Annotated in this window: 23 protein-coding genes and 1 pseudogene; 11 read left to right on the forward strand and 13 right to left on the reverse strand. The window is 71.8% G+C overall.

Annotation, left to right across the window (positions count from 1 at the left end; translation table 11 throughout):
- The first annotated feature begins 74 nt into the window (after positions 1-74).
- Positions 75-413, forward strand: coding sequence for a PLD nuclease N-terminal domain-containing protein (locus ACSHWO_RS15030; RefSeq protein ID WP_438312372.1), 339 nt, complete (start codon positions 75-77; stop codon positions 411-413).
- Between the two features lie 61 nt (positions 414-474).
- Here the strand turns inward: ACSHWO_RS15030 and ACSHWO_RS15035 are convergent, their stop codons facing one another.
- From ACSHWO_RS15035 to hemL, 7 genes are all read right to left on the reverse strand, one after another.
- On the reverse strand, positions 475-978 hold the full coding sequence (locus tag ACSHWO_RS15035) for an SRPBCC domain-containing protein (RefSeq protein WP_385848059.1): 504 nt from the start codon (positions 976-978) through the stop codon (positions 475-477).
- A gap of 25 nt (positions 979-1003) precedes the next feature.
- Positions 1004-2122 (reverse strand): c-type cytochrome biogenesis protein CcsB, encoded by a 1119-nt coding sequence (gene ccsB / locus ACSHWO_RS15040; RefSeq protein ID WP_438312375.1) that lies wholly within the window; start codon positions 2120-2122, stop codon positions 1004-1006.
- A complete protein-coding gene (gene resB / locus ACSHWO_RS15045; protein ID WP_438312377.1) occupies positions 2119-3864 on the reverse strand; it encodes a cytochrome c biogenesis protein ResB in 1746 nt (581 codons plus the stop codon). The genes ccsB and resB overlap by 4 nt, the downstream gene beginning before the upstream one ends.
- A gap of 13 nt (positions 3865-3877) precedes the next feature.
- A complete protein-coding gene (locus ACSHWO_RS15050; RefSeq protein ID WP_438312379.1) occupies positions 3878-4657 on the reverse strand; it encodes a cytochrome c biogenesis CcdA family protein in 780 nt (259 codons plus the stop codon).
- Between the two features lie 4 nt (positions 4658-4661).
- Positions 4662-5288 (reverse strand): TlpA family protein disulfide reductase, encoded by a 627-nt coding sequence (locus tag ACSHWO_RS15055; protein WP_361091019.1) that lies wholly within the window; start codon positions 5286-5288, stop codon positions 4662-4664.
- 100 nt (positions 5289-5388) lie between these two features.
- The gene (locus ACSHWO_RS15060) at positions 5389-6063 is read right to left on the reverse strand and encodes a histidine phosphatase family protein (protein ID WP_404243648.1); all 675 of its coding nucleotides are present in this window, start codon (positions 6061-6063) and stop codon (positions 5389-5391) included.
- Positions 6060-7394, reverse strand: a complete 1335-nt coding sequence (gene hemL / locus ACSHWO_RS15065; RefSeq protein WP_361091025.1) for a glutamate-1-semialdehyde 2,1-aminomutase — start codon at positions 7392-7394, stop codon at positions 6060-6062. Before hemL ends, ACSHWO_RS15060 begins: the two co-directional genes overlap by 4 nt.
- A 134-nt stretch (positions 7395-7528) precedes the next feature.
- Between hemL and ACSHWO_RS15070 the strand changes: the two genes are divergently transcribed.
- Positions 7529-8140 (forward strand): hypothetical protein, encoded by a 612-nt coding sequence (locus ACSHWO_RS15070; protein WP_361091028.1) that lies wholly within the window; start codon positions 7529-7531, stop codon positions 8138-8140.
- A 97-nt stretch (positions 8141-8237) separates the two neighbouring features.
- Here the strand turns inward: ACSHWO_RS15070 and ACSHWO_RS15075 are convergent, their stop codons facing one another.
- Positions 8238-9137, reverse strand: a complete 900-nt coding sequence (locus ACSHWO_RS15075; RefSeq protein WP_361091170.1) for an NADP-dependent oxidoreductase — start codon at positions 9135-9137, stop codon at positions 8238-8240.
- Between the two features lie 196 nt (positions 9138-9333).
- Here ACSHWO_RS15075 and ACSHWO_RS15080 point away from each other — a divergent pair, with 196 nt between their 5' ends.
- Together ACSHWO_RS15080 and ACSHWO_RS15085 are read left to right on the forward strand one after the other, a co-directional pair.
- Positions 9334-9750, forward strand: coding sequence for a winged helix-turn-helix transcriptional regulator (locus ACSHWO_RS15080; RefSeq protein ID WP_438312383.1), 417 nt, complete (start codon positions 9334-9336; stop codon positions 9748-9750).
- A gap of 41 nt (positions 9751-9791) precedes the next feature.
- Positions 9792-10529, forward strand: coding sequence for a Mut7-C RNAse domain-containing protein (locus ACSHWO_RS15085; protein WP_385848038.1), 738 nt, complete (start codon positions 9792-9794; stop codon positions 10527-10529).
- Positions 10530-11210: 681 nt separating this feature from the next.
- Here ACSHWO_RS15085 and ACSHWO_RS15090 read toward each other — a convergent pair.
- Positions 11211-11699 (reverse strand): hypothetical protein, encoded by a 489-nt coding sequence (locus tag ACSHWO_RS15090; RefSeq protein ID WP_361091037.1) that lies wholly within the window; start codon positions 11697-11699, stop codon positions 11211-11213.
- Between the two features lie 714 nt (positions 11700-12413).
- On the opposite strand from ACSHWO_RS15090, the pseudogene ACSHWO_RS15095 reads away from it, so the two are divergent.
- Together ACSHWO_RS15095 and ACSHWO_RS15100 are read left to right on the forward strand one after the other, a co-directional pair.
- A pseudogene (locus tag ACSHWO_RS15095) lies at positions 12414-12552 on the forward strand (YnfA family protein); the annotation flags it as partial.
- A gap of 51 nt (positions 12553-12603) precedes the next feature.
- Positions 12604-13359 (forward strand): SDR family NAD(P)-dependent oxidoreductase, encoded by a 756-nt coding sequence (locus ACSHWO_RS15100; protein ID WP_438312387.1) that lies wholly within the window; start codon positions 12604-12606, stop codon positions 13357-13359.
- Positions 13360-13410: 51 nt separating this feature from the next.
- On the opposite strand, the gene ACSHWO_RS15105 is transcribed toward ACSHWO_RS15100, so the two are convergent.
- Positions 13411-14604 (reverse strand): RtcB family protein, encoded by a 1194-nt coding sequence (locus ACSHWO_RS15105; protein WP_438312389.1) that lies wholly within the window; start codon positions 14602-14604, stop codon positions 13411-13413.
- Between the two features lie 192 nt (positions 14605-14796).
- Between ACSHWO_RS15105 and ACSHWO_RS15110 the strand changes: the two genes are divergently transcribed.
- The 3 genes from ACSHWO_RS15110 (at position 14797) to ACSHWO_RS15120 (ending at position 18236) form a co-directional block, all read left to right on the forward strand.
- Positions 14797-15678, forward strand: coding sequence for a DUF3558 domain-containing protein (locus ACSHWO_RS15110; protein WP_438312392.1), 882 nt, complete (start codon positions 14797-14799; stop codon positions 15676-15678).
- A 129-nt stretch (positions 15679-15807) separates the two neighbouring features.
- Positions 15808-16584 carry a DUF3558 family protein gene (locus tag ACSHWO_RS15115; protein WP_361091049.1) on the forward strand — a complete coding sequence of 259 codons (777 nt, stop codon included), beginning with the start codon at positions 15808-15810 and terminating at the stop codon, positions 16582-16584.
- A gap of 125 nt (positions 16585-16709) precedes the next feature.
- Positions 16710-18236, forward strand: coding sequence for a DUF2637 domain-containing protein (locus ACSHWO_RS15120; RefSeq protein WP_438312394.1), 1527 nt, complete (start codon positions 16710-16712; stop codon positions 18234-18236).
- 218 nt (positions 18237-18454) lie between these two features.
- Here the strand turns inward: ACSHWO_RS15120 and ACSHWO_RS15125 are convergent, their stop codons facing one another.
- Both ACSHWO_RS15125 and lysS read right to left on the reverse strand, forming a co-directional pair.
- Positions 18455-19066, reverse strand: coding sequence for a hypothetical protein (locus ACSHWO_RS15125; RefSeq protein WP_438312396.1), 612 nt, complete (start codon positions 19064-19066; stop codon positions 18455-18457).
- Between the two features lie 2 nt (positions 19067-19068).
- Positions 19069-20793: a lysine--tRNA ligase gene (lysS, locus tag ACSHWO_RS15130; RefSeq protein WP_361091058.1), complete on the reverse strand. Its 1725-nt coding sequence runs from the start codon at positions 20791-20793 to the stop codon at positions 19069-19071.
- Between the two features lie 223 nt (positions 20794-21016).
- Here lysS and argS point away from each other — a divergent pair, with 223 nt between their 5' ends.
- Positions 21017-22798 carry an arginine--tRNA ligase gene (gene argS, locus ACSHWO_RS15135; protein ID WP_438312398.1) on the forward strand — a complete coding sequence of 594 codons (1782 nt, stop codon included), beginning with the start codon at positions 21017-21019 and terminating at the stop codon, positions 22796-22798.
- Between the two features lie 80 nt (positions 22799-22878).
- Here argS and ACSHWO_RS15140 read toward each other — a convergent pair whose 3' ends face one another.
- Positions 22879-23325, reverse strand: coding sequence for a DUF7144 family membrane protein (locus tag ACSHWO_RS15140; RefSeq protein ID WP_361091064.1), 447 nt, complete (start codon positions 23323-23325; stop codon positions 22879-22881).
- 271 nt (positions 23326-23596) lie between these two features.
- Between ACSHWO_RS15140 and ACSHWO_RS15145 the strand changes: the two genes are divergently transcribed.
- Complete coding sequence (locus ACSHWO_RS15145; protein ID WP_438312400.1) at positions 23597-24403, forward strand: VOC family protein; 807 nt, start codon at positions 23597-23599, stop codon at positions 24401-24403.
- Positions 24404-24471: the final 68 nt, after the last annotated feature.

The raw sequence follows: 24471 nt of genomic DNA on the forward strand, positions 1-24471 counted from the left end.
CACCGACTAACCTGGACCCGTCACCGGGGCCCCGCGCGGGTCCCCCGTCAACGCCGGGGAGTCGGTCCCACACCGTGCTGCGCTATCTGCCGTTCCTGCTGATCATCGCGCTGACCATCTACGCCTTCATCGACTGCCTGAACACCCCGGAGGAGGAGGTCAAGCACCTCCCCAAGCCGGTCTGGGTGCTGATCATCCTGCTCTTCTCGATCGTCGGGCCCGTCGTGTGGCTGGCGGCGGGCAAGCAGCGTTCCGCGGTCGCTGGCGGCCGGGCGCGCCGGACGCGGTGGGTGGCCCCGGACGACAACCCGGAGTTCCTGCGGTCGCTCGGCGAGGAGCAGCGCAGGACCCGGGACGCGGATGCGGAGAAGGACCGAAACGAGGACGCCGGCAAGGACCCGGACAAGGACTAGGGCTGGGGACGGGGCCGGGCCGGGGGCCGGTTCCGGGGGCGGGCCACGGGTCCGGGCCGGTCTAGGTGCGGGAGAAGGCCGCGTAGCGGCCGCGGAGCTCCGCCCACCGGGCGTCGGTCCAGTGCGACCAGTCCGCCGGGTGGCCGTGGAGCGCGGCCTCCAACAGCTCGAAGTGGTGGTGCCAGCCGGCGAGGGCGTCGAGCCGGTCCTCCTCGGTGCCGCCGCGCTCGGCCTGGAAGCGGATCACCGTGGAGTCCGTTCCGACCGGGTCGAGGTGGAAGCGGAGCCGGCCGTGTTCGGTGACGGTGTACTCCACGACCCGTTCGACGTCCCAGGCCGTGACCCGGCCGGAGACGGTGGTGCCGGTGTTCAGCCAGCGCAGGGTGACCGCCCCGCCGAGCCTGCGTTCCAGGACGTCCGCCGCGGCCAGCCAGCCGCGCAGTCCGGCGGCCGTGCTCAGTGCGGGCCACAGGTCCTCGTACGCGCAGGGCAGGTGCACCTCGAAGCGCAGGAGCCAGTGGTTCTCGCCCCGGTTCTCGCTGGTGGCATGAGTCACAGGGGTCATGCCACCAGCGTGCCACCGTCGGGGCTCAGACGCCCGCGTACGAGTGCTTGCCGCTGAGCAGGATGTTCACGCCGTAGTAGTTCCAGATCCAGCAGGCGAAGGCGAAGAGGGCGAGGTAGGCGGCCTTGCGGCCCTTCCAGCCGGCCGTCGCCCGGGCGTGCAGGTAGCAGGCGTACGCCACCCAGGTGACGAAGGACCAGACCTCCTTGGGGTCCCAGCCCCAGTAGCGGCCCCACGCGTCGCCCGCCCAGATGGCGCCCGCGATGATCGTGAACGTCCACAGCGGGAAGACGGCCGCGTTGATCCGGTACGAGAACTTGTCCAGCGAGGCCGCGGACGGGAAGCGCTCCAGGACCGAGGTGGCGATCTTCGAGGGGGTGCCGCCGGAGGCGAGCTTGGTCTCGTAGGAGTCGCGCAGCAGGTACAGGACGGCGCCGGCCGCGCCGATGTAGAAGACCGCACCGCAGAAGATCGCGGTGGAGACGTGGATCCACAGCCAGTACGAGTGCAGGGCCGGGACCAGCTGGTCGCTGTCGGTGTACAGCCAGGTGGTGGCGATGCCGAGGTCGAGCAGGACGGTGGTGACCAGGATCAGGCCCAGCCAGCGCACGTTCTTCTTCAGCGCGAGGAGCACCAGGTACGCGCCGACGGCCACCGTGGAGAAGGTGACCGAGAACTCGTACATGTTGCCCCAGGGGGCCCGCTGCACGGACAGCGCGCGGGCGACCACGCCGGCCGCTTCGAGGAGGAAGCCGAGGACGGTCAGCGAGACCGCGATCCGGCCGTACAGGTCGCCCTCGGCGGTGCCGCCGGCGGCGCCGGGGCCGTCGGGGACGTCGCGGGTGCCGGGCGCGGACCGGGTGACGACCTTCGGCCTGTCGAGGACGGCGGTGCCTCCGGTTTCACCGGCTCCACCGGAGCTTCGCGCCCCCTGTCGGCGGACCTGCACGGCGGGCGCGGCGGCGCCGCCACCCGCCCCGTCGGTCAGTGCGGCGGCCGTACGGGCCACCTTGCTGCGGCTGCCGAACGTCCACTCGGCGATGTGCGCGAAGAAGGCGAGCATGTAGACCGCCATCGACGAATAGACCAGGTAGTTGCTGATCTGCGCCAGGTTCTCGTTGACTTCGGCTGCGAGCGGCGTCATCCGCGCTCTCCTTCGACGGTTTCCTTGACGGGTCGGTCGGGCGCGGTGGGCGCCTGATCGTGCAGGGCTGCGGCCAGCTGCCCCAGCTCCTCCGGGACCTTCGCCGACTCGCTGCGGCCGAGGCCGGCCATCTCGACGACGGTGGTGCCGTCCTCGCCGCGCACCGCGCGGACCCAGACGCGGCGCCGCTGGATGAACAGCGACGCGGCCAGGCCGCCGATGGCGGCGACGGCGCCGGCGAGCGCGAGGGCGCTGCCGGGCTGGCGGGTGACGGAGAACGTCGCCCAGCGCTCGATGCCCTCGAACTTCACGACGCCCGCCCCGCCGGGCAGCTCCATGGTCTCGTTGGGCAGCAGCCGCTTCTTGAACAGCTGCCCGTTCTCGTCCTTGAACTCCTGCATCTTGGAGGTGTTCAGCTGGTACACGTTCTGCGGCAGGCCCGAGTCCACGCCCAGGCTGCCGTGGTAGGCGCTCAGCGCGAGGACGGGGAAGTCCAGTTCCGGGAACTGGGAGAGCATCGTGCCCTTGCCCTCGCCGGCGAAGGTCGGCACGAACATGGCGTTGAAGCCGAGCTGCTCCGTCTTGCCGTCCTTGTCGCGGTAGCCGTCGGTGACCTTGACCGCGCCGGAGGAGCTGAGGTTGCTGTCGAACGGCAGCATCGGCACCGCGTCCCGGAAGATCACCTTCCCGGTGGGGTCGGTGACCGAGATGACCGGCGCGTAGCCGTGGCCGAGGAGGTAGACCTTGGCGCCGTCGACCTCCAGCGGCTTGTTGACCTGGATCTCCCGCTTCTGCGGCGCACCGTCGGCGCCCTCGCTGAAGGTGACGTACGCCTTGAAGTCGCGGGCCGTGCCCTTCTGCGGACCGGACCTCTCGAACGAGGCGTCGAACCTGTCGAGGGTGAAGGAGAACGGCGGCAGGTCGTCGGGGGTGAAGAAGCTGCCCGACTTGAAGTCGTCGTACTGGGTGAGCGTGTTCGAGAAGCCCTTGCCGCGCAGCACGAGCTTGCCGCCCTCGGACTTGAACAGCTGCCCCCAGGCGAAGGCGACCAGCATCACGATCAGCGCGACGTGGAAGACCAGGTTGCCGGCCTCGCGCAGGTAGCCCTTCTCCGCGGCCACCGAGGACGAACCGGCCTCGGTGCGGAACCGGCGGCCGCCCAGCAGCTTCCGGGCGTGCGCCAGGACCTCCTCGGGGGCCGTCGCCGTCCGCCAGGTCGTGTACGCGGGCATCCGGTCCAGGCGGCGGGGCGCGCCCGGCGGGCGGCCGGTGAGCTGGCCGACGAACTGCCAGCTGCGCGGGACGATGCAGCCGATCAGCGAGACGAACAGCAGCAGGTAGATCGCGGAGAACCACACCGAGCTGTACACGTCGAACAGCTGGAGCTTCTCGGCGACCGGCACCCAGAAGGCGTTGTCCTTCTTCCACTGGGCCACCTTCATCGCGTCGACCTGCGTCTGCGGGATGAGGGAGCCCGGGATGGAGCCCAGCGACAGCAGGAAGAGCAGGATCAGCGCCACCCGCATCGAGGTGAGCTGCCGCCAGAACCAGCGGACCCAGCCGACCACGCCGATACCGACGGGGCCGCCGGCCTCCTCCGCGGGCGCGGTGGACAGCTGCGCACCGGCGGCGGCCTCGGCCGAGTCCGCGGCGCCCTCGGCCGGTTCGGCGGCGCCGGCCGGGTCCGGGGTGTCCTCGGACGGGTTCGGCGCCTCCGCGGGCGCCTTGTCGGTCGTACTCATATCCCTGTAGTCCTCAGATCCCCACCGTGAAGCCTTGGGTCCAGTTCTGCATGTCGCTGACGATGCTGCTCCACAAACCTGTGACGAGCAGCAGACCGGTCAGGATCAGCATGCCGCCGCCGATGCGCATCACCCAGGCGTAGTGCCTCTTCACCCAGCCGAACGCACCGAGCGCCCTGCGGAACGCGACCGCGGCCAGGATGAACGGCAGGCCCAGGCCCAGGCAGTACGCGACCGTCAGCAGCGCACCCCGGCCGGCACTCGCCTGGTCGAGGGAGAGCGTGTTGACGGCGGCCAGCGTCGGCCCCATGCACGGCGTCCACCCGACCCCGAACAGCACCCCCAGCAGGGGCGCGCCCAGCAGGCCGCTCGCCGGCTTCCGGTGGAACCGGAACTCCCGCATCGTCAGGCCGGGGATCGCCCCCATGAAGAACAGGCCGAGGACGATCACCAGCCCGCCCATGACCCGGGAGATGATCTCCTTGTTGCCGAGCAGGACGTTGCCGAACTGCCCGAACAGCGCCCCCGACGAGACGAACACCGCCGTGAACCCGAGGATGAACAGGCTCGCCCCGGCCACCATGCGCCCGCGCCGCGCCTCCGCGAGGTCGGCCCCGCTGACCCCGGTCACGTACGAGAGGTAGCCCGGCACCAGCGGCAGCACGCACGGCGAGAAGAACGACACCAGGCCGGCCAGCACCGCGATGGGCAGCGCCAGCAGCAGGGCGCCGCTGAGGACCGTGGTGTTCACACCGGCCTGCTCGGCGGCCAGGGTGAGGACAGGGGGGACCACGAGGTCACTGCTCCGCGAGCAGCGGGTCGATCATCGACCGCAGCTGCGCGTCGTTGACCGGGGCCAGCGTGCGGGCGGCGATCCGGCCCTCCTTGTCGAGGACGATCGTGGACGGGATGGCCTGTGCGTTGAGGGTGCCCGCGGGGAAGCGGAGCATCAGCTTGCCGTCCGGGTCGTACAGGCTCGGGTAGGTGATCCCGAAGTTGTCCTCGAACGCGGCCGCGTTCTGCTTGCTGTTGTCGCGGGTGTTGATCCCGACGAAGGCGACCGGCTTGCCGGCGTCGGCGAGCTCCTTGGACACCTGCGCGAAGTACTTGGCCTCCGCCCGGCAGGGCGGGCACCAGGAACCCCACACGTTGAGGACGACGACCTTGCCCTTCAGGGCGGTCGTGTCGAGGCTCTCCCCGTCGACGGTCTCCCCGTCGAGCTTCGGCGCCTGCGCCCGCTCACCCTTGGCGACGGTCGCGATGCCGCTCGGGCCCGTCACGTAGTTGCCGCCGTTGGACCCGGACGGCTTGCCGTCGGAGTCGGTGCACGCCGTGAGGGTCAGGGCGCCGACCGCGGTCACCGCGGTCAGCAGGAGGGCGCGGCCGCTGGACGAGCGGCGGCGGGGGGCGCGGCCAGTTCTCATGTGAAAAGTTTCGCATGAGCGATTTGCCGATCTTTCGCGCCCCCCGCGGGCGCCGACAAGCCCCTGGTCAGGCCAGGGGCGGCCAGTCTCGGCACGGACGTCAGGCGCCGAACGCCTTCGACTTGCCCTTCACCGGCTTCGCCCCCGCCAGAAGGTGCGCCGGAACCAGGTCCCGGGCCGGCTCGCTGTAGCCCACCGACACCAGCTTGTCGCCCTGGAACGTGAACGACGTCAGCGAGGCCAGCGTGCACTGCCGGCGCCGCGGGTCGTGCCACAGCCGGCGCTTCTCCGCGAAGCTGCGCACGATCCAGATCGGCAGCTGGTGCGAGACCGCGACGGCCTCGTGGCCGCGGGCCGCGTCCCGCGCCGCCTCGATCGCACTCATCATCCGGACGACCTGGTCCACGTACGGCTCGCCCCACGACGGCTTGAACGGGTTCGTCAGGTGCTTCCAGTTCCCCGGCTTGCGCAGCGCGCCGTCACCGACGCCGAAGGTCTTGCCCTCGAAGACGTTCTCCGCCTCCAGCAGCCGCGCATCGGTCGCCAGCTCCAGGCCGTGGCTCCGGGCGACCGGCGTCGCCGTCTCCTGCGCCCGCTCCAGCGGGGAGGACACGACGTACGTGACGTCCCGGTCCTTCAGGTGGTCCGCGACCCGCTCCGCCATGCGGCGGCCCAGCTCGGACAGGTGGTAGCCGGGGCGGCGGCCGTACAGGACGCCGTCCGGGTTGTGCACCTCGCCGTGGCGCATCAGGTGGACGACCGTGATGTCGCTCATGCGCCGGCCTCCGGCTGCGCCTGCGCGGCCGCACGCGCGGCGGCGGGCAGCGCCGCCGCGATCCGCTCGACGGCCGCCTCGTCATGGGCGGTGGACACGAACCACGACTCGAACGCCGACGGCGGCAGGTACACGCCCTGCGACAGCATCGAGTGGAAGAACGCGTTGAAGCGGAAGGCGTCCTGCGTCTTCGCCTCGTCGTAGTTGCGGACCGGGGCCTCGGTGAAGAAGACGGAGAACATGTTGGACGCGGTCTGCAGCCGGTGGGCGACGCCCTCCTTGGCGAGCGCGTCCGTCACCAGGCCCTGGATCTGCGCCGACACCGCGTTCACCTTGTCGTACGCGGCCTCGTCCAGCAGGCGCAGCTGCGCCAGACCGGCCGCGGTCGCGACCGGGTTCCCGGAGAGCGTGCCCGCCTGGTAGACCGGGCCGGCCGGGGCCAGGTGCCCCATCACGTCGGCGCGGCCGCCGAACGCCGCGGCCGGGAAGCCACCGCCCATGACCTTGCCGAACGTCATCAGGTCGGGCTTGACGCCGTCCACCCCGTACCAGCCGGCGCGACTCGTCCGGAAGCCGGTCATGACCTCGTCGGAGACGTACAGCGCGCCGTTCTCCCGGCACAGGTCGGCGAGCCCCTGGTTGAAGCCCTCGGCGGGTGTCACCACGCCCATGTTGCCGGGCGCCGCCTCCGTGATCACGCAGGCGATCTCACCGGGGTGCGCGGCGAACGCCGCCCGCACCGCTTCGAGGTCGTTGTAGGGGAGCACGATCGTGTCGCCGGCCTGCGCACCGGTCACCCCGGGCGTGTCCGGAAGCGCGAAGGTCGCCAAACCGGAACCGGCGGCGGCGAGCAGCGCGTCCACATGGCCGTGGTAGCAGCCGGCGAACTTCACGACCTTCGACCGGCCCGTGAACCCGCGGGCCAGGCGGATCGCCGACATGGTCGCCTCCGTACCGGAGGACACCAGGCGGACCTGCTCGACGGGCTCGATGCGTGCGACGATCTCCTCGGCGAGCGCGACCTCGCCCTCGCCCGGCGTACCGAACGAGGTACCGCGGGCGACGGCGGCCTGGATGGCCTCGACGACGGCCGGGTGGGCGTGGCCGAGAATCATCGGCCCCCACGAGCAGACGAGGTCGACGTACTCGCGGCCGTCGGCATCGGTCAGGTACGGACCGGTACCGGACACCATGAACCTGGGCGTTCCACCCACGGCGCGGAAGGCACGCACCGGAGAGTTCACGCCGCCAGGCGTCACGAGGGACGCACGGTCAAAGAGAGTCTGCGAGACTTTGGCTTCATACGGGTACGGGTAGCTCACACCAGCCATGGTCTCATCAGGCCGCGACCGACTTGCGGACGGGCGTTTCACCGCGCCGCCCGGGGGGAGGTCACTGCCATGATGATCGGGCTGCGTGGCGGGACCCGCGCAGCCGTGACAGGCAAGACCAGTCGGGTGGAGATATGCAACGCGGTGGTGGACCGGGCGAGGGTACGGACGACCTCGACCCGAAGCGCGCCCGCGAGGCCCGCGAAGCCCGCCGCCGGGGCAGGCACCGCCGCCGGGCCGCGGACGCGGCCGAACCCGTGCCGGCGCCGTCGGACGACCAGGACGACGACCAGCCCAGGGGCCGCGGCATGGGCGTGACGTACAAGTACTTCGGCGCCCCGGACGGGGCGACGGCCGCCCGGGTCCCGGTGACCATGCGCCCGGAAGAGCTCGGCGGCGACGAGCTCGGCATGGGCGGCATGTTCACCAAGATCAAGCCGGAGACCATGGCCGCCATGGTCCTCACCGGTATCCAGGGAATACCCCTGCACAAGGTGCCCCCGCTGGAGCTGGTCGTGCTCCACCCCGACTACGCCGTGGTGAAGCTGCCGACGACGGTCGTCGATCCGCTGCGCGACGTCGGCGAGGAGTCCGTCGGCGCGGCGGCGTTCATCTGGTCGACGGTCCCGGACCGCGGCGGCCCCCGGGACGCGTTCAACGTCTACCAGTTGCTCCACGAATGGCAGGATTTCAGCCAACGCCTCCACGAAGCGGGACACCAGCCGTACTGCCTCGTCTGGCCCTGACGACGAGACCGGCGCACCAGCGCCCGACCACGACCGAGAAGGCCCGGCCCGGGGCCGACCGAAACCGACCCCCGGGCCACCACCGGCCACCCACCACTCAGCCCGTGGTCAGCACCAGCCGGCCGCGCGTCCCGGACTCCGCCAACTGGACGTGCGCCTCGGCCGCGTCCGCCAGCGGGATCTCCCGCGCCACCCGCAGGGTCAGCGCACCCTCCCCGACCAGACCGGACAGCTCCGCCAGGTGCGCACCGTCGGGCGCGACCTCCTGCTCGACCACGGTGACCCCGCGCTCCGCGGCCGGCCCCCCGTGCGGCCGCAGCCCCACGTACACGCCCCCGTCCCGGACGAAGCCCAGTGCCTCCGCCCCGAGGACGGCCGCGTCCACCACACCGTCGACCGGCCCGACCGGGGCGCCGCCGCGCGGGACGAACACCGTCGCACCCAGCGACCGTACGAGCTCCTCGTCCTGCGGACCCGCCAGGGCCGTCACCACCAGCCCGGCCCGCGCCGCCAACTGCACCACGAGCCCGCCGACCACCCCGGCAGCACCGGTGACCAGCACCGAGGAACCCGGAGCGAGCCCCAGCAGCCGCACGGCCCGCCCCGCGGTCAGCCCGCTCAACGGCAGGGCAGCAGCAGCCACCGCATCCACACCGGCCGGAGCCGGAGCCAGCGCCGAGGCGTCGAGCACCACGTACTCGGCATGCGTGCCCAGCGGCTTGACCGGCCCGTACTGCAGGCCGATCACCTCCTGGCCCACCGCCCAACCACCGACCCCCGCACCGAGCGCGTCGACCTCACCGGCCACGTCCCAGCCGAGCCCGATCCGCTGCCCGCCACCACCGAAGACCCCGGCGCGCACCGCCCCGTCCACCGGATTCACCCCGGCGGCCCGGACCCGCACCCGCACCTGCCCGGCCCCCGGCTCGGGCAGCGGCACCTCGACGACCCGCACCTGCTCGGGCCCGCCGAACCCGTCGATGACGACCGCCCGCATGGTCCGCACGCTCTCACCCATGACCTCTCCACCCCTTCCACGACGGCCCACCCACACCCCAAGACCCCTCGCCCTGAAGCCAGTTGACTCATCAACCCCGGTCGGCCGTTCCGACACGCACTAACCTAAGGAGAGGTACTCTCCTTCCGTAAGTACGCACTTGGGAGTGCGTACCCGACCCGGAAGTGGGGACCCGATGGCCACCCGTACCGCCGCCGCCCGCCGCGAGGAAGCCCGCTTCGCCTACGACGCCTTCCTCAGGGAATGCCCCACCAGCCAGCTCCTGGCCCGCATCAGCGACAAGTGGGTCGGCCTCGTCGTCGCCGCCCTCGGGCAGGCCCACGACGGCTCCATGCGCTACAGCGACCTCGGCCGCAAGATCCCGGGCGTGAGCCAGAAGATGCTGACCCAGACCCTGCGCTCCCTCGAACGCGACGGCCTCGTCACCCGCACCGTCACCCCGACCGTCCCCGTCCGCGTCGACTACCGGCTCACCGAGCTCGGCGCCAGCCTCGGCTGCCTGCTGTCCTCCGTGAAACTGTGGGCCGAGAACCACTTCGACGAGGTCAGCGCCCACCGCACCGCCTACGACCAGGCCACCGGGACCTCGTAAATCCGCCGCGCCAGGACACCCCCCGATGGCATCCTGGCAGCGTGAACGGACCCGGCATCCATCTGACCCTCGCCCCCGAGCTGCGCCTCTTCGCCCCGCCCAGCCGGCGGACCGACCGCGTACCGACCCCGACCGACGGGGCCTCCAGCCTCGGCCACGTCGTCGAATCCGCCGGGGTCCCGCTCACCGAGGTCGGCCGCCTCCTCGTCGACGGCCACGAGGTCCCCGTCTCGTACGTGCCGCGGGCCGGGCAGTCCGTCGAGGTCTTCGGCGTGGACCGCCCGCAACAGATCACCGGCGCCCCCCTCCGCTTCCTCCTCGACGTACACCTCGGCACCCTCGCCCGCCGCCTGCGCCTGCTCGGCGTCGACGCCGCGTACGAGAACGAGGACATCGGCGACCCCGCCCTCGCCACTCGCTCCGCCGACGAACAGCGCGTCCTGCTCTCCCGCGACCGCGGACTGCTGCGCCGCCGCGAAATCTTCGCCGGCGCCTACATCTACAGCGACAACCCCGACGAACAACTGCGCGACGTCCTCGGCCGCTTCGCCCCCACCCTGGCCCCGTGGACCCGCTGCACCGCGTGCAACGGCCCGCTGCGGGAGGCCGACAAGGAAAGCGTCGGCGACCGTCTGGAGAGCGGCACGCACCGCTCGTACGACGTGTTCGCGCAGTGCACGCAGTGCGAACGCGTCTACTGGCGCGGCGCACACCACGCCCGCCTGGAACGCATCGTCACGGAAGCGGTGGAGGAATTCGGCGGGGTATCCACCCCCTGACCCGACCCGAAAAAGGCCCAGACGCCGAACCGACGCGAGCACGTAGCGATCTGCCGCGCCTACCAGCCCAGACGGGGGATAGCCGCCGAACTGACGGGAGCACGTAGCGATCTGCCGCGCTACCAGCCCCAGACGGGGGCCAGACGCCGAGAAAAGAGGAGCGCGTAGCGATCTGAGGCGTCTGCGGGGGCTGGATGGGCTGGTGGTCGACATTTCGCGCAGGTACGGGGCTGGGGCTGTCGAGGGGGCGTCGAGGGGCCGGCTTCGGTGGTCCTGGGGGCGCAGGGCCTGGGCAAGGCGGAGCCGGGGGGGCTGCTGCTCTGGCGAGGGCTGTCCCTCGAACCGTCCCCTGGCCATCCTTCGGGGGCTTCCCGGCAGCTCTTTGGCATTCCGGTGCGGGCCGGCTTGTCAAGGGTGGCCGAAGGCCATCGCGCAGCGACGCGACCGGAGGGAGCGCCCTTTACTGGCCGGCCCGCACCGGAAGGACGATGGGCGGCCGGGAAGCCCCCGGATGCTTCTTCGATGCCGGCCGAGCGGAGGCTTGGCTCCGGCCGAGCGGAAGCTTGGCTCCAGCTGACCGAAGCTCCCTCCAGCTGACCGAAGCTCCCTCCGGCTCAGCGAAGCTCCCTCCGGCTCGAAGCCCCCGCATTGACTCCGGCCCACCGAAGCCCCGTCCCGCCCTCAGAACACGTAAGCGTCCCCCGTGTCCAGCGCCAGCACCACGTGCTCGTTGTTCGAGAGGTTCCGGTCGGCTGCACCGCCGTTCCACGACGTGTCGACCCGGACCACCACCTCCGGCACCCACTCCCGCAGGTCCATCGCGAGCCCGATGTGGCGGCCCTGCCCTTGCATCGGCAGCGGCCCGGTTCCGCACACCACGTCGCGCATTCCCGCGCGTACGCAGCCGTCTGCGAGTTCCTGCCGGTCCGCGAGCTCGGCCGACAGGCGCAACCGCACGGTTACGTCGGGAAGTGCGGCAGGTCCTTCGTTCTCGGGGACCATCCACACCCGCAGGTGCCCCCGCGACAGGACCACCTGCCCGTGGTACGCCACGTCGGCCACGGGGCCGCCGCCTTGGGCCTGCGCGGCCCCGGCAACACCGAGCACCAGCGAACCTGCAACCACCACACTGCGAACGGCGCCATGGCGCACCGCTACCACCTCCTCCACGCGCGGAGGCTATTCGGCGGCGGCCGCAACCAGTCGGACCATCACACGAACGAGGGCGATCCGTGGTCCGGTTGCAGGCGGGGCGTGCTCCGCATGCAGGCGAGCCGTGCTCCGCATGCATGCGGGGCAGGCGGGGGAATCAGGATGCACGCACTCGGGGTCGGAGGAGTGTCCGGAGGCTTCCCGGCCGCCCATCGTCCTTCCGGTGCGGGCCGGCTCGTCAAGAGCGCTCCTCCTTCGTCGTCGCGTCGCTGCGCGATGGCCTTCGGCCACCCTTGACAAGCCGACCCGCACCGGAATGCCAAAGAGCTGCCGGGAAGCCCCCGAAGGACGGCCAGGGGGCACGACATCAGAAACGGCCCTCGTCAGAGCAGCCAGCCCCCGGCTCCGCCTTGCCCAGGCCTTGCCCCCCAGGACCACCCAGACCCGCCCCCGCCGGGCCGCTGCCGGGCCTCGCCCCCGTACCTGCGCGAAATGTCGACCAGCAGCCCGTCCAGCCCCCGAAAACGCCTCAGATCGCTACGTGCTCCTCTCTTCTCGGCGTCTGACCCCCGTCTGGGGCCCGTAACGCGACAGATCGCTACGCGCTCCTCTCTTCTCGGCGTCTGACCCCCGTCTGGGGACGGTGGGCGCGGCAGATCGCTACGTGCTCCCGCCGGGTCGGCGTCCGGCCCTTCGTTCGGGCCGGGCGCGGGGGCGGCAGGGGTCGGGGCCGGCGGGGTCTTCGTTGCGGGGGCGCTGGCCTGGGGCGTCGTTGCCAACGGGTATCGGCCCCGACCGGTGGGACGGCGTGGGGGCGCTGGTGTGCCTGGGCGGGATGGCCGTGATCATGTACGCCCCGCGGGGGCGCTGAGGTCGTGCTTATGCTGGCGGGTAATCGCCCGTACGAACGAGGAGCCCGTACATGAGCACCCGGACCGCCGTAGTCACCGGCGCCAGCAGCGGCATCGGCGCGGCCACCGCCCGGCAGCTCGCCGCGGCCGGCTACCACGTCGTCCTCACCGCGCGCCGCAAGGACCGGATCGAGGCCCTTGCCGACGAGATCACCACCGGTGGCGGGTCTGCCGTGGCGTATGCGCTGGACGTGACGGAGCGCGGTGCCGTCGATGCGTTCGCGGCCTCCCTGGAGCGGTGCGACGTGCTGGTGAACAACGCGGGCGGCGCGCTCGGGGCCGATCCGGTCGCCACCGGTGATCCGGGGGACTGGCGCACCATGTACGAGGTCAACGTGATCGGCACCCTGCACATGACGCAGGCGCTGCTGCCGGCGCTGGTCGCGTCCGGCGACGGGACGGTCGTGGTGCTGTCGTCCACGGCCGGCCACGGCACGTACGAGGGCGGCGGCGGCTACGTGGCCGCCAAGAACGGGGCGCGGGTGCTCGCCGAGACGCTGCGCCTGGAGATCGTCGGTCAGCCCGTGCGGGTGATCGAGATCGCGCCGGGCATGGTCAAGACGGAGGAGTTCGCCACGACGCGGTTCCGTGGGGACACCGAGAAGGCGGCCAAGGTGTACGCGGGGGTGGCCGAGCCGCTGAGCGCGGACGACGTGGCCGAGACGGTCGCGTGGGCGGTGACGCGGCCCAGCCACGTCAACATCGACCTGTTGGTGATGCGGCCGCGCGCCCAGGCTTCGAACACCAAGGTGCACCGGGAGTTGTGACGGTGCACCCGGAAGGGCCCGGACCGTCCGGTCCGGGCCCTTCCGGCGGGTTCAGCCCTTGACGCAGATGACCTGCTTGAGCTTGGCGACGACCGAGACGAGGTCGGTCTGCTGGTCGATGACCTGCTCGATCGACTTGTAGGCGCCCGGGATCTCGTCGACCACGCCCACGTCCTTGCGGCACTCCACGCCGCGGGTCTGTTCCGCCAGGTCCCGCGCCGAGAAGCGCTTTTTCGCTGCGGTGCGGCTCATCTTCCGGCCCGCTCCGTGCGAGGCCGAGTTGAAGGACATCTCGTTGCCGAGGCCCTTCACGATGTACGAGCCGGTGCCCATCGAGCCCGGGATGATCCCGTAGTCGCCGCTGCCGGCGCGGATCGCGCCCTTGCGGGTGACCAGCAGGTCCATGCCGTCGTACCGCTCCTCCGCCACGTAGTTGTGGTGGCAGCTGATCTCCTGGTCGAAGGAGACCTTCGCCTTGCGGAACTCCTTGCGGAAGACCTCCTTGAGGAGGCTCATCATCGCGGCCCGGTTGTACTTGGCGTACTCCTGCGCCCAGAAGAGGTCGTTGCGGTAGGCGTCCATCTCGGGGGTGGCCGCGAGGAACACGGCGAGGTCGCGGTCGACCAGGTTCTGGTTGTGGTCGAGGCTCCGGGCCACGTTGATGTGGAAGTCGGCGAGCTCGTTGCCGATGTTCCGGGAGCCGGAGTGCAGCATGAGCCACACCGAGCCGGAGGTGTCGATGCACACCTCGCAGAAGTGGTTCCCGCTGCCCAGGGTGCCCAGCTGCCGCAGGGCCCGGTCGCGGCGGTACTTCACCGCGTCCGCGATGTAGTCGAAGCGCTCCCACAGGTCGCCGAAGCCCGCGTCCCGGAAGCCGTACAGGCGATCCGGGTCCAGGGCCTCGCGGTGCATGCCCGCGCCCACCGGGATGGCCCGCTCGATCTTGGAGCGGAGCGCCGACAGGTCTCCGGGGAGGTCGTTCGCCGTGAGGGAGGTCTTGACCGCGGACATGCCGCAGCCGATGTCCACGCCGACCGCCGCCGGGCAGACCGCGTCCTTCATGGCGATCACGGAGCCGACGGTGGCGCCCTTGCCGTAGTGGACGTCCGGCATGACGGCCAGGCCCTTGATCCACGGGAGGGTCGCGACGTTCTCCAGCTGGCGCATCGCGCTCTGCTCGACCGACGCCGGATCGGCCCACATCCGGATCGGGACCTTCGCTCCCGGAACCTCTACGTACGGCATAACGTCTTAATCCCCCGAAACCAACGGAAAAATCAGATAGGGCAAAAACCCTCGCTTCTGGCCCCAAAGCAGACAGGGGACCGGCGCCGGTACCGGCGTGTGCGATAGACATTGTGTCCAGCCGCGTCCAAAGCGCGGCAACGCATTTTCCTGACCGCCGGGCGGCCGGCCGGTCGAAGGGAGCCAGTGGACGTGCAGCGCAAAGCGGTACGGCGAGTCCTGCCGGGCATCGCGATGCTCACCGCCCTCGTCGCCGGGACGGCCGGCCTGACCGGGTGCACCAGTGGGAGCGGTGGCGCCGGCGCAACCGATGCCAAGGCGGGCGACAGCTCGCCGGCGCCCGCACCCGCCGGGAAGTACCGCAGCCTGCCCGCCCCCTGCAAGGCCGCGGACGGCAAGCGCCTGAAGGCCATGCTCCCGGCCGCGACCACCCTCACCGAGGACCAGAAGGCGCAGCTGTACGCGGGCACCGCGGACACCTCCTATGACGCCGACCGGCACGTCGGCTGCCGGTGGACGGCGCAGACGCCCGAGGAGACCCGGCTGCTCGCGGTCCGCTTCGAGCGGGTCGTCTCGTACGACCGGGCCACGACGAGCGACGACGACAAGGCCAAGCAGGTCTACGTCCGCCGCCTCACCGACGCGCACCTGCCCTTCCCGGGCCCGACCGCCGCCCCGGCCACGCCCCCGACCGGCGCCGCCCCGAGCGGTGCGGCCCCCGCTCCGAGCCCGACGCAGACCGGCGCCCCGGCCGCCCCGCCCGCGACCGCCTCCGGCGCCCCTTCGCCCGGCGGCAGCGCCGGCGCCGCCTCGCCCGCTCCCGCGCCCGAGCTCGGCTCCCGGGTCCTCGAAGGGCTCGGCACCGAGGCCTTCATCGAGGACAAGCTGAGCGCGGCCGGCGCCAGCGCCGTCCAGGCGCGGAACGTGCGGATCGTCTTCCGCACCGCGAACGTCATCGTCACCGTCGAGTACAGCGTGCAGCCCGCGCTGCCCGGCACGATCCCCTCCAGCCCCGAAACCCAGGACAGGGCACGGCAGTTGGCCCTGGCCCTCGTCGAGCGGTTCAACGACTGAACGCGGCCGCGGCCGCCCCCGGGGTGACCGCGCGCACAGCAGGCGTCCTCCGGATCGGGCTACCGTTGCTCGGGTCCCGCGCCCGCACCGCGTTCTGACACAACGCGCCCACAACGTACTGAAGGAACCATGCACCGATCAGCCTCGCGTCTCACCCGCGTGCTCGCCTGCGCAGCCGTCATACCGGTGATCCTCGCCGCCGCCGGATGCTCCTCCGATTCGGACAAGGGCAAGGGCAAGGGCTCCGACAGCGGCAGCAAGGCCTCCGCCTCGGCCTCCGCCAAGCCGAACGGCAAGCCGTCGACCGTGCTGGAGAAGGCGGCGTTCGCCACGCTGCCCGAGCCCTGCAAGACCCTCCAGGCGAAGACCGTCGAGAGCCTGGTCCCGGAGGCCAAGGACAAGAACGGCACGGCCACCAAGTCGAACGACCTGGCCACCCGCGCCAGCTGCTCCTGGAACGGCCTGGACGAGGACGGCCTGAAGGGCTCGCAGTACCGCTGGCTGTCGGTCTCCCTGGTCCGCTACGAGTCCCACGCCTCGCTCGGCAGCGCGAACAAGCGCGCCGAGGAGCAGTACAACAAGCAGATCGAGGCCGCCAAGGCCACCGAGGGCGCGAAGGACGTGAAGGCCGAGCAGGCCGGCGGCGTCGGCGACCAGGCCACCTCCGTCGTCCTCGGCGTGAAGAAGGACGTGGACTTCTTCAACACGACCGTCGTCGCCCGCACCCAGAACGTGGTCGTCACCGTCGACTACAACGGTGCCGCCTACGAGGGCGCAGGGGCACCGGATCAGGCCAAGCTGCTCCAGGACGCGATCACCGCGGCCAAGGAGATCGTCGCCTCGGTCGGCTCCGCAGGCCAGCAGTCGAACCAGCCTGACCAGCAGGCTTCCCCGTCGGCCCAGTAGGCCTCGGCCCGTACGCGCAGATGCACGGCGGATCGGCCGGACTTTGTGGAGGCTGACATTCAGTCACCCGTACAGTCGGCCGTACGCTGTGCCTGCCGTAGCTCGACAAGGGGAGGGGATCGCGGGTGGCCGCGATGCAGCTGACTCGAACGCACCGGATACTCATCGGCGTCGTGGTCGCGGGAGCCGTCGTCATCGCCGGCATCGGCTTCGCGGGCTCGTACGCCGCGGTCCGTGAGCTCGCGCTGAAGAAGGGGTTCGGCAGCTTCTCGCTGGTGTTCCCGATCGGCATCGACGCGGGCATCTGCGTGCTGCTGGCGCTGGACCTGCTGCTGACGTGGATCCGGATCCCGTTCCCGCTGCTGCGCCAGACGGCGTGGCTGCTGACCGCGGCGACCATCGCCTTCAACGGCGCCGCGGCCTGGCCGGACCCGCTGGGCGTGGGCATGCACGCCGTGATCCCGATCCTGTTCGTGGTCACGGTGGAGGCGGCGCGGCACGCCGTGGGCCGGATCGCGGACATCACCGCGGACCGGCACATGGAGGGCGTCCGCATCACCCGCTGGCTGCTGTCGCCGGTCCCCACCTTCAAGCTGTGGCGCCGGATGAAGCTGTGGGAGCTGCGTTCGTACGAGCAGGCGGTCGGCATGGAACAGGACCGGCTGATCTACCAGGCGCGGCTCCAGGCCCGGTACGGGCGGGCATGGCGGCGCAAGGCTCCGGTGGAGGCGCTGATGCCGCTGCGGCTGGCCCGGATCGGCGTCCCGCTGTCGCAGACGGCTCCGGAGGGGCTGGCGGCCGCGGGCATCGACCCGGTGCTGCTGCCCCCGGTGGACGCGGGGACGCGGGCGCCGGCCCTGGAGGCGGTACCGGCGGCTGCCGCGGTCCCTGCGGCCGCGGCAGCCGCGGCGCAGCAGGCCGCGGCACCCGGTCCGGGCCGGGTGCCGGGGGCGGAGCTGCCGCAGCAGCTGGGCCCGGGCCAGGCCCCCGGGCAGGTGCCGGTGCCGGGCCAGGCGCAGGTGCCGGGCCAGGCGCAGGTGCCGGGCCAGGTGCAGGCCCAGGGGCCGAAGCAGCATCCTCAGGCGGCGTTCGCGGTGGACCCGACGGCCATGCCCGCGGCCCACGACAGCGCCTGGTTCGCCGGGCCGAAGGCCCCGCAGGCGGCGTACGAGGGCGGCTACAACCCGCAGTACGTGGAGGGCCTGGAGCCCACCCCGGTGATGGCCCCGGCCGGCCCCGAGCTGCCGGAGGCGGAGCAGGCCCTCGCGGCCCAGCAGGCACTGGAGGTCCAGCGGCAGGCCCGGGCCGCCCAGCAGGCTCTCGACGCGCTGGCGCAGACCGAGGGCCAGGACGCCCTGTTCCCGGCGCCGGCGGAGGCTGCCGTGCCGGGGGCCGTCGGCGCGCAGGACGCTGCCGGGGCCGAGGCCGAGGCGGGGGGCGTCGACGAGGTGAAGTTCGCGGAGGCCGCGTACGAGGTCTTCCGGGCGTTCATCGACGAGAACGGCCAGTTCCCGAACCCGGAGCAGGTGGACATACACCTCGCCGACAGGCTCGGGATCGTGCACCCGCGCAGCGCGTCCATGCTCCGCCGTCTGATGCCGGAGCTGAAGCAGCGCTACCAGCGCGACCTGGAGAACGAGCACATCGCGTAGGACGCCCGCTCCCGGCCGGGCCGGCCGGGAGCGGGCTGTGTCCGGAAAGGCTTGCCGGCTCGCGGCGTCCGGTGCGGTGCATCGCAAGGCGGAGGGCCGCGGCTCGTACGGGACGTACCTGCGCGGTCCGACCACGCGGCGAGGTGCCGTGCCTCGGGGCACCTCCCAGCGGTAGCCGGGGGAGCGTCGCGAGGCGGTGAACCTTCCCGGTCACCGCACTAGGTCGCGTGCCGGTGCTGCGGGGGCTCCGGCTCCACGTCGAGGGGCGCGATCTCCTGGAGCAGGCCCCAGCCGAACCGTAGGAAGTACCGCCGCCCGTCGACCGGGCTGGTCGCCGCGTACGACTCGTACGGGGTCCAGACGTCGATCGGCACGACACCGGTCCAGGGACCGCCGCCGGCGGGGCCGTCCTCGCCGGCCCCGGTCAGCATCTCGTCGCGCAGGATACGCCACGGCTCCGGATGCCGGTCCGCGGCCGGCGCGGCCCCGGCGACCCGGACGAAGGCCGCCCGCTCCAGACACTTCCGCAACACCTGCTCCGGGCGGTGCCGGAACTCGAAGGCGTAGTCGGGCCACAGCGACAGCCGGTACCGGGTGAGTTCGACGGGCCTCGGCAGCCCGGCACCGGCCCGGTCGCCGGAGGCCGCCAGCTCGTCTTCGGTCGCCCCGAGTGCCGCCAGCGCCGGCTCCCGCAGGTGCGGCAGCGCCTGCATCCCGCGCAGCAGGTCCAGCTGGCGCAGCCGCAGGTCCTCCCGGCGTTCCCCGTCCGGCGCCGCCCCGGAAAGGGGAAAGGCCCCACCGGATTCCCGACGGGGCCCCTCGTACGCCACGGTCAGGCCGCCAGGAGCTTGCGCACCCGGTCCGCCCCGACCGCCAGCAGCAGCGTGGGCAGGCGCGGGCCGGTCTCCCGGGTGACCAGGAGGCGGTAGAGCAGGGCGAAGAACTGTCGCTGGGCCACCTTCAGCTCGGGGGTCGGCTTGGCCTCGGGGTCGAGACCGGCCATGACCTTCGGGACGCCGTAGACGAGGGTGGTGAGCCCGTCCAGCGACCAGTGCGAGTCCAGGCCCTCCAGCAGCAGCTCCAGCGAGCGGCGGCCCTCGTCGTCCAGGGAGGCGAGCAGCTCGGCGTCGGGCGCCTCGCGCACCAGGGTCCGCTGGTCGGCCGGGACCTGGGTGGTGATCCAGTTCTCGGCGCGGTCCAGGCGCGGGCGGACCTCGTCGAGGGAGGTCAGCGGGTTGGCCGGGTCCAGGTCGGAGAGGATGCGCAGGGTCTGCTCGTCGTGGCCGGCGGTGACGTCGACGACGGACGCCAGGGTCCGGTACGGCATCGGGCGCGGGGTGCGCGGCAGCTCGTGCGAGGCGACGCGGACGGCGCGGGTGTGCGCGGCGGCGTCGGCGGGCAGCACGGAGCCGTCGGCGACCTTGGCCTCCAGCTTGTCCCACTCGTCGTAGAGCCGCTGGATCTCCTGGTCGAAGGCGATCTTGAAGCTCTGGTTGGGCTTGCGGCGGGCGTACAGCCAGCGCAGCAGCTGCGGCTCCATGATCTCCAGCGCGTCGCCCGGCGTCGGTACGCCGCCCTTGCTGGAGGACATCTTCGCCATGCCGCTGATGCCGACGAACGCGTACATCGGGCCGATCGGCTGCTCGCCGCCGAAGAGGCCCACGACCTGGCCGCCGACCTGGAAGGAGGAGCCGGGCGAGGAGTGGTCGACGCCGGAGGGCTCGAAGACGACGCCCTCGAACGCCCAGCGCATCGGCCAGTCGACCTTCCAGACGAGCTTGCCGCGGTTGAACTCGCTGAGCTTGACCGTCTCGGTGAAGTCGTCCTCGGTGCAGACGTAGGTCAGCTCGGTCGTCTCGTCGTCGTACGAGGTGACCTTGGTGAAGTCCTTGCCGCACTCGCCGCAGTACGGCTTGTACGGGAAGTACTCGGCGCCCTCGGCACTGCCGTCGTCCTCGGCGGCGGCGCCGGAGCCCTCGGCGGCCTCCAGCTCGGCCTCGTCGACCGGCTTCTGCGACTTCTTCACGGCCTTGGGCTTGGTGCGGTACTGCGCGAGGATCGCGTCGATGTCGCCGCGGTGCTTCATCGCGAACAGCACCTGGTCGCGGTAGGCGCCCGAGGTGTACTGCTCGGTCTGGCTGATCGGGTCGTACTCGACGCCCAGCTCGGCCAGGGCCTTGACCATGGCGGCCTTGAAGTGCTCGGCCCAGTTCGGGTACGCGGACCCGGCCGGGGCGGGCACGGAGGTCAGCGGGCGACCGATGTGCTGCGCGTGGGACTCCTCGGTCACGCCCGGGATGCCCTTGGGTACCTTGCGGTAGCGGTCGTAGTCGTCCCAGGACAGGACGTGGCGGACCTCGAAACCGCGGCGGCGGATCTCGTCGGCGACCAGGTGCGGGGTCATGACCTCGCGCAGGTTGCCGAGGTGGATCGGGCCGGAGGGGGAGAGTCCGGACGCGACGACGACAGGTTTGCCGGGTGCTCGGCGCTCCGCCTCGGCGATGACCTCGTCCGCGAAACGGGAGACCCAGTCGGTCTCGGTGCTGCTCTGAGCCACGACACGTCCTTCTATCTCGAATGCTGGCTTCAGCCATTCTCCCAGACGGAAGCGGGCGGTTCGGGGTTGCTTTCCCGGCGGGCCTTCCCGGGGGACCTTCCCGGGAGGACGGCCGCCTCTGCCCGCTTATCCCGGGAAACGGGACGCGGGCACGTGGGATACTCGGCACTTGTCGGAACACCCAAGTGCACGCACACCGCACACCTCACAGGAACGGCAGCTCATGGCCTCGGTCCCTTCCCTCGCTTCTTCCGTCCATCAGCGCGTCGCCGACGCCCTCGTCTCCGCCCTGCCGGAGGCCGGTGCGGCCGACCCGCTGCTGCGACGAAGCGACCGGGCCGACTTCCAGGCCAACGGCATCCTGGCGCTCGCGAAGAAGGCGAAGGCCAACCCGCGCGAGCTGGCGACCACGGTCGTCGAGGGCCTGGACAAGGGCGGGGTCATCGAGGAGATCGAGGTCTCCGGCCCCGGCTTCCTGAACATCACGGTCTCCGACCGGGCGATCGTCGAGACGCTGGCGGCACGCGCCGCGGACGCCCGGCTCGGCGTCCCGGTCAACGGGAACGCCGGCACCACGGTGATCGACTACGCCCAGCCGAACGTGGCCAAGGAGATGCACGTCGGCCACCTGCGGTCCGCGGTGATCGGCGCCGCGATGGTCGAGATCCTGGAGTTCACGGGCGAGCAGGTGGTCCGCCGCCACCACATCGGCGACTGGGGCACCCAGTTCGGCATGCTCATCCAGTACCTGATCGAGCACCCGCACGAGCTGGACCACAAGGCCGCGGCGGGTTCGGCCGCCGAGGACACCGCGGCGTCCGGCGAGGAGGCCATGTCCAACCTCAACCGCCTGTACAAGGCCTCGCGCGCGCTGTTCGACTCCGACGAGGAGTTCAAGACCCGCGCCCGGGCCCGGGTGGTCGACCTCCAGGCGGGCGACGAGCGGACCCTCGCACTGTGGCAGCGGTTCGTGGACGAGTCGAAGATCTACTTCTACTCGGTCTTCAACAAGCTGGACATGGACATCCGGGACGCGGACATCGTCGGCGAGTCCGGCTACAACGACATGCTGGTGGAGACCTGCCGGCTGCTGGAGGAGTCGGGCGTCGCGGTCCGCTCGGAGGGCGCGCTGTGCGTGTTCTTCGAGGAGTTCAAGGGCCCGGACGGCAACCCGACCCCGCTGATCGTCCAGAAGTCGGACGGCGGCTTCGGCTACGCGGCCACCGACCTGTCGGCGATCCGCGACCGCGTCGGCAACCTGAAGGCGAACAGCCTGCTGTACGTGGTGGACGCGCGCCAGGGGCTGCACTTCAAGATGGTCTTCGAGACGGCCCGGCGGGCCGGCTGGCTGAACGAGGACACCAAGGCCGTGCAGCTGGCGTTCGGCACCGTGCTGGGCGCCGACGGCAAGCCGTTCAAGACCCGCGAGGGCGAGACGGTGCGGCTGGTGGACCTGCTGGACGAGGCGATCGACCGCGCCGCGGCCGTCGTCCGGGAGAAGGCCCAGGACCTCAGGGAGCAGGAGATCGCCGAGCGGGGTGCCCAGGTGGGCATCGGCGCGGTGAAGTACGCCGACCTCTCGACGTCCGCGGCCCGGGACTACAAGTTCGACCTGGACCAGATGGTGTCGCTGACCGGCGACACGTCCGTGTACCTCCAGTACGCGTACGCCCGTATCCAGTCGATCCTGCGGAAGGCGGGCGACGCGAAGCCGGTCGCGCACGCCGAGCTGGCGCTGACCCCGTCCGAGCGGACGCTCGGCCTGCACCTGGACGGCTTCGGCGAGCTGATCGCCGAAGCCGCCGCCGAGTACGCCCCGCACAAGCTGGCCGCGTACCTGTACCAGCTGGCGTCGCTGTACACGACCTTCTACGCGGAGTGCCCGGTCCTCAAGGCCGACACCCCGGAGCAGGTCGAGAACCGCCTCTTCCTGTGCGACCTGACCGCGCGGACGCTGACCAAGGGCATGTCCCTGCTCGGGATCCGCACCCCCGAGCGCCTCTGACGCGCGCCCGGCTGCGAACGCCCCCGCCCCCGCCGGCACCTGCTGCCGGCGGGGGCGGGGGCGTTCCTGCGACCGGCTGGTCAGGCGACCAGGTCCTCGTCCGCCTCCCGGTGCATGCCCATGCACAGCGCCCAGATGACGAGGATGTTCACGCCGATGAGGACCAGGGCCCACAACGGGTAGTACGGCAGCCACAGGAAGTTGGCGATCGCGCCCAGGCCGGCGATGGCCACACCGAAGTACCGCGCCCACAGCGCTCCGCTGATCACGGCGAAGCCGGCGAAGACGAGGACGATGCCGAGGATCAGGTGGATCCAGCCCCAGCCCGTCAGGTCGAACTCGAACACGTAGTGGCGGGTCGAGACGAACAGCGAATCCGTGGCGATGGCCGAGATGCCCTCGAAGACCGCCATCGCCCCGCCGAAGATCATCAAGGCTGCCGCCATGGTGGTCATACCGGACACCGGGGCGTGCGTGGGGTGCGGGTAGGCGGGGTTCGTGCGGGATCCGGCAGCGTCGGTGGCCATCTCTTTCTCCTTCTGGCTGGCCGGCCTGCCCCGCCAGGACGGCGATCCCCTGTTTCAGCGTGTCACGGGGGTCTCCCGTCGGCACTCCGGCCGCCGTACGACCGGCTTCCCGCCGCGGGCGTTGCGGCCGGCCCGTGCCTGCGCGGTCGCGGCTCCCGCCGCCTCCGGCGCCGTGGACCGATCACCCGTTCGGCCCGATTCCGGCCCGCGGGCCCGGGTAGGGAACGGCGCGTCCCCTCCCCGTTCCTCCCCCGGAGGCCCAGTGCCCACCATGAACGGCTCCTACAGACCCGGCACCCCGTGCTGGATCGACCTGATGGTGCCCGACCAGCAAGCCGCCCTCGACTTCTACGCCGGCCTCTTCGGCTGGTCCGGCGAGGTCGGCCCACCCGAGACCGGCGGCTACTCCGTCTGCGAGTACCAGGGGCAACCGGTCGCCGGGATCATGAAGGCGATGAACCCCGACGGGTCCGTCCCCGACCCGATGCCGTCGGCCGCCTGGACCACGTACCTGGCCGTCCACGACGTGCACGAGGTGGTCAGGGCGGCCTCCGCGGCCGGCGGCAGCACCCTCGTGGACCCGACAGAGGTCATGGACCTCGGCCGGATGGCCGTCCTCGCCGACCCCACCGGCGCCGTCTACGGCATCTGGCAGGCCGGTACCTTCGCCGGCGCCGGGATCGTCAACGAGGACAACACGCTGACCTGGAACGAGCTGGCCACCTCCGACCCGCAGGCGGCCGCCCGCTACTACGCCACCATCCTCCCGATCACGCCGGCCCCCTCCGAGATCCCCGGCGCCGAGGGCTACATCGAGCTCAAGGTCAACGACCGGTCCGTGGGCGGCGTGATGTCCCTGGACCAGCACCCGAAGGGCACGCCGCCGCACTGGCTGGCCTACTTCCGCGTCGCCGACGCCGACGCCACGCAGGCCGCCTGCGAGGAGGCCGGCGGCAGCGTCATGGCCCCCGCCTTCGACATGCCGGTCGGCCGGATGGCCGTCCTCGCCGACCCGCAGGGCGCGGTCTTCGCCGTCATCAAGCCGAACGACGCCCCGGGGCAGCCCGACCCGATGTGACGGGCCCGACGGGCCGCCGCCGACCGGGTGCGGCGGCCCGGAGGCCCGCGGCGTGGCGCGTTGTCCTC

Origin of the sequence: Streptomyces pallidus (ex Mingjun et al. 2026) (assembly GCF_051550185.1) — a bacterium.
Lineage (GTDB): Bacteria > Actinomycetota > Actinomycetes > Streptomycetales > Streptomycetaceae > Streptomyces.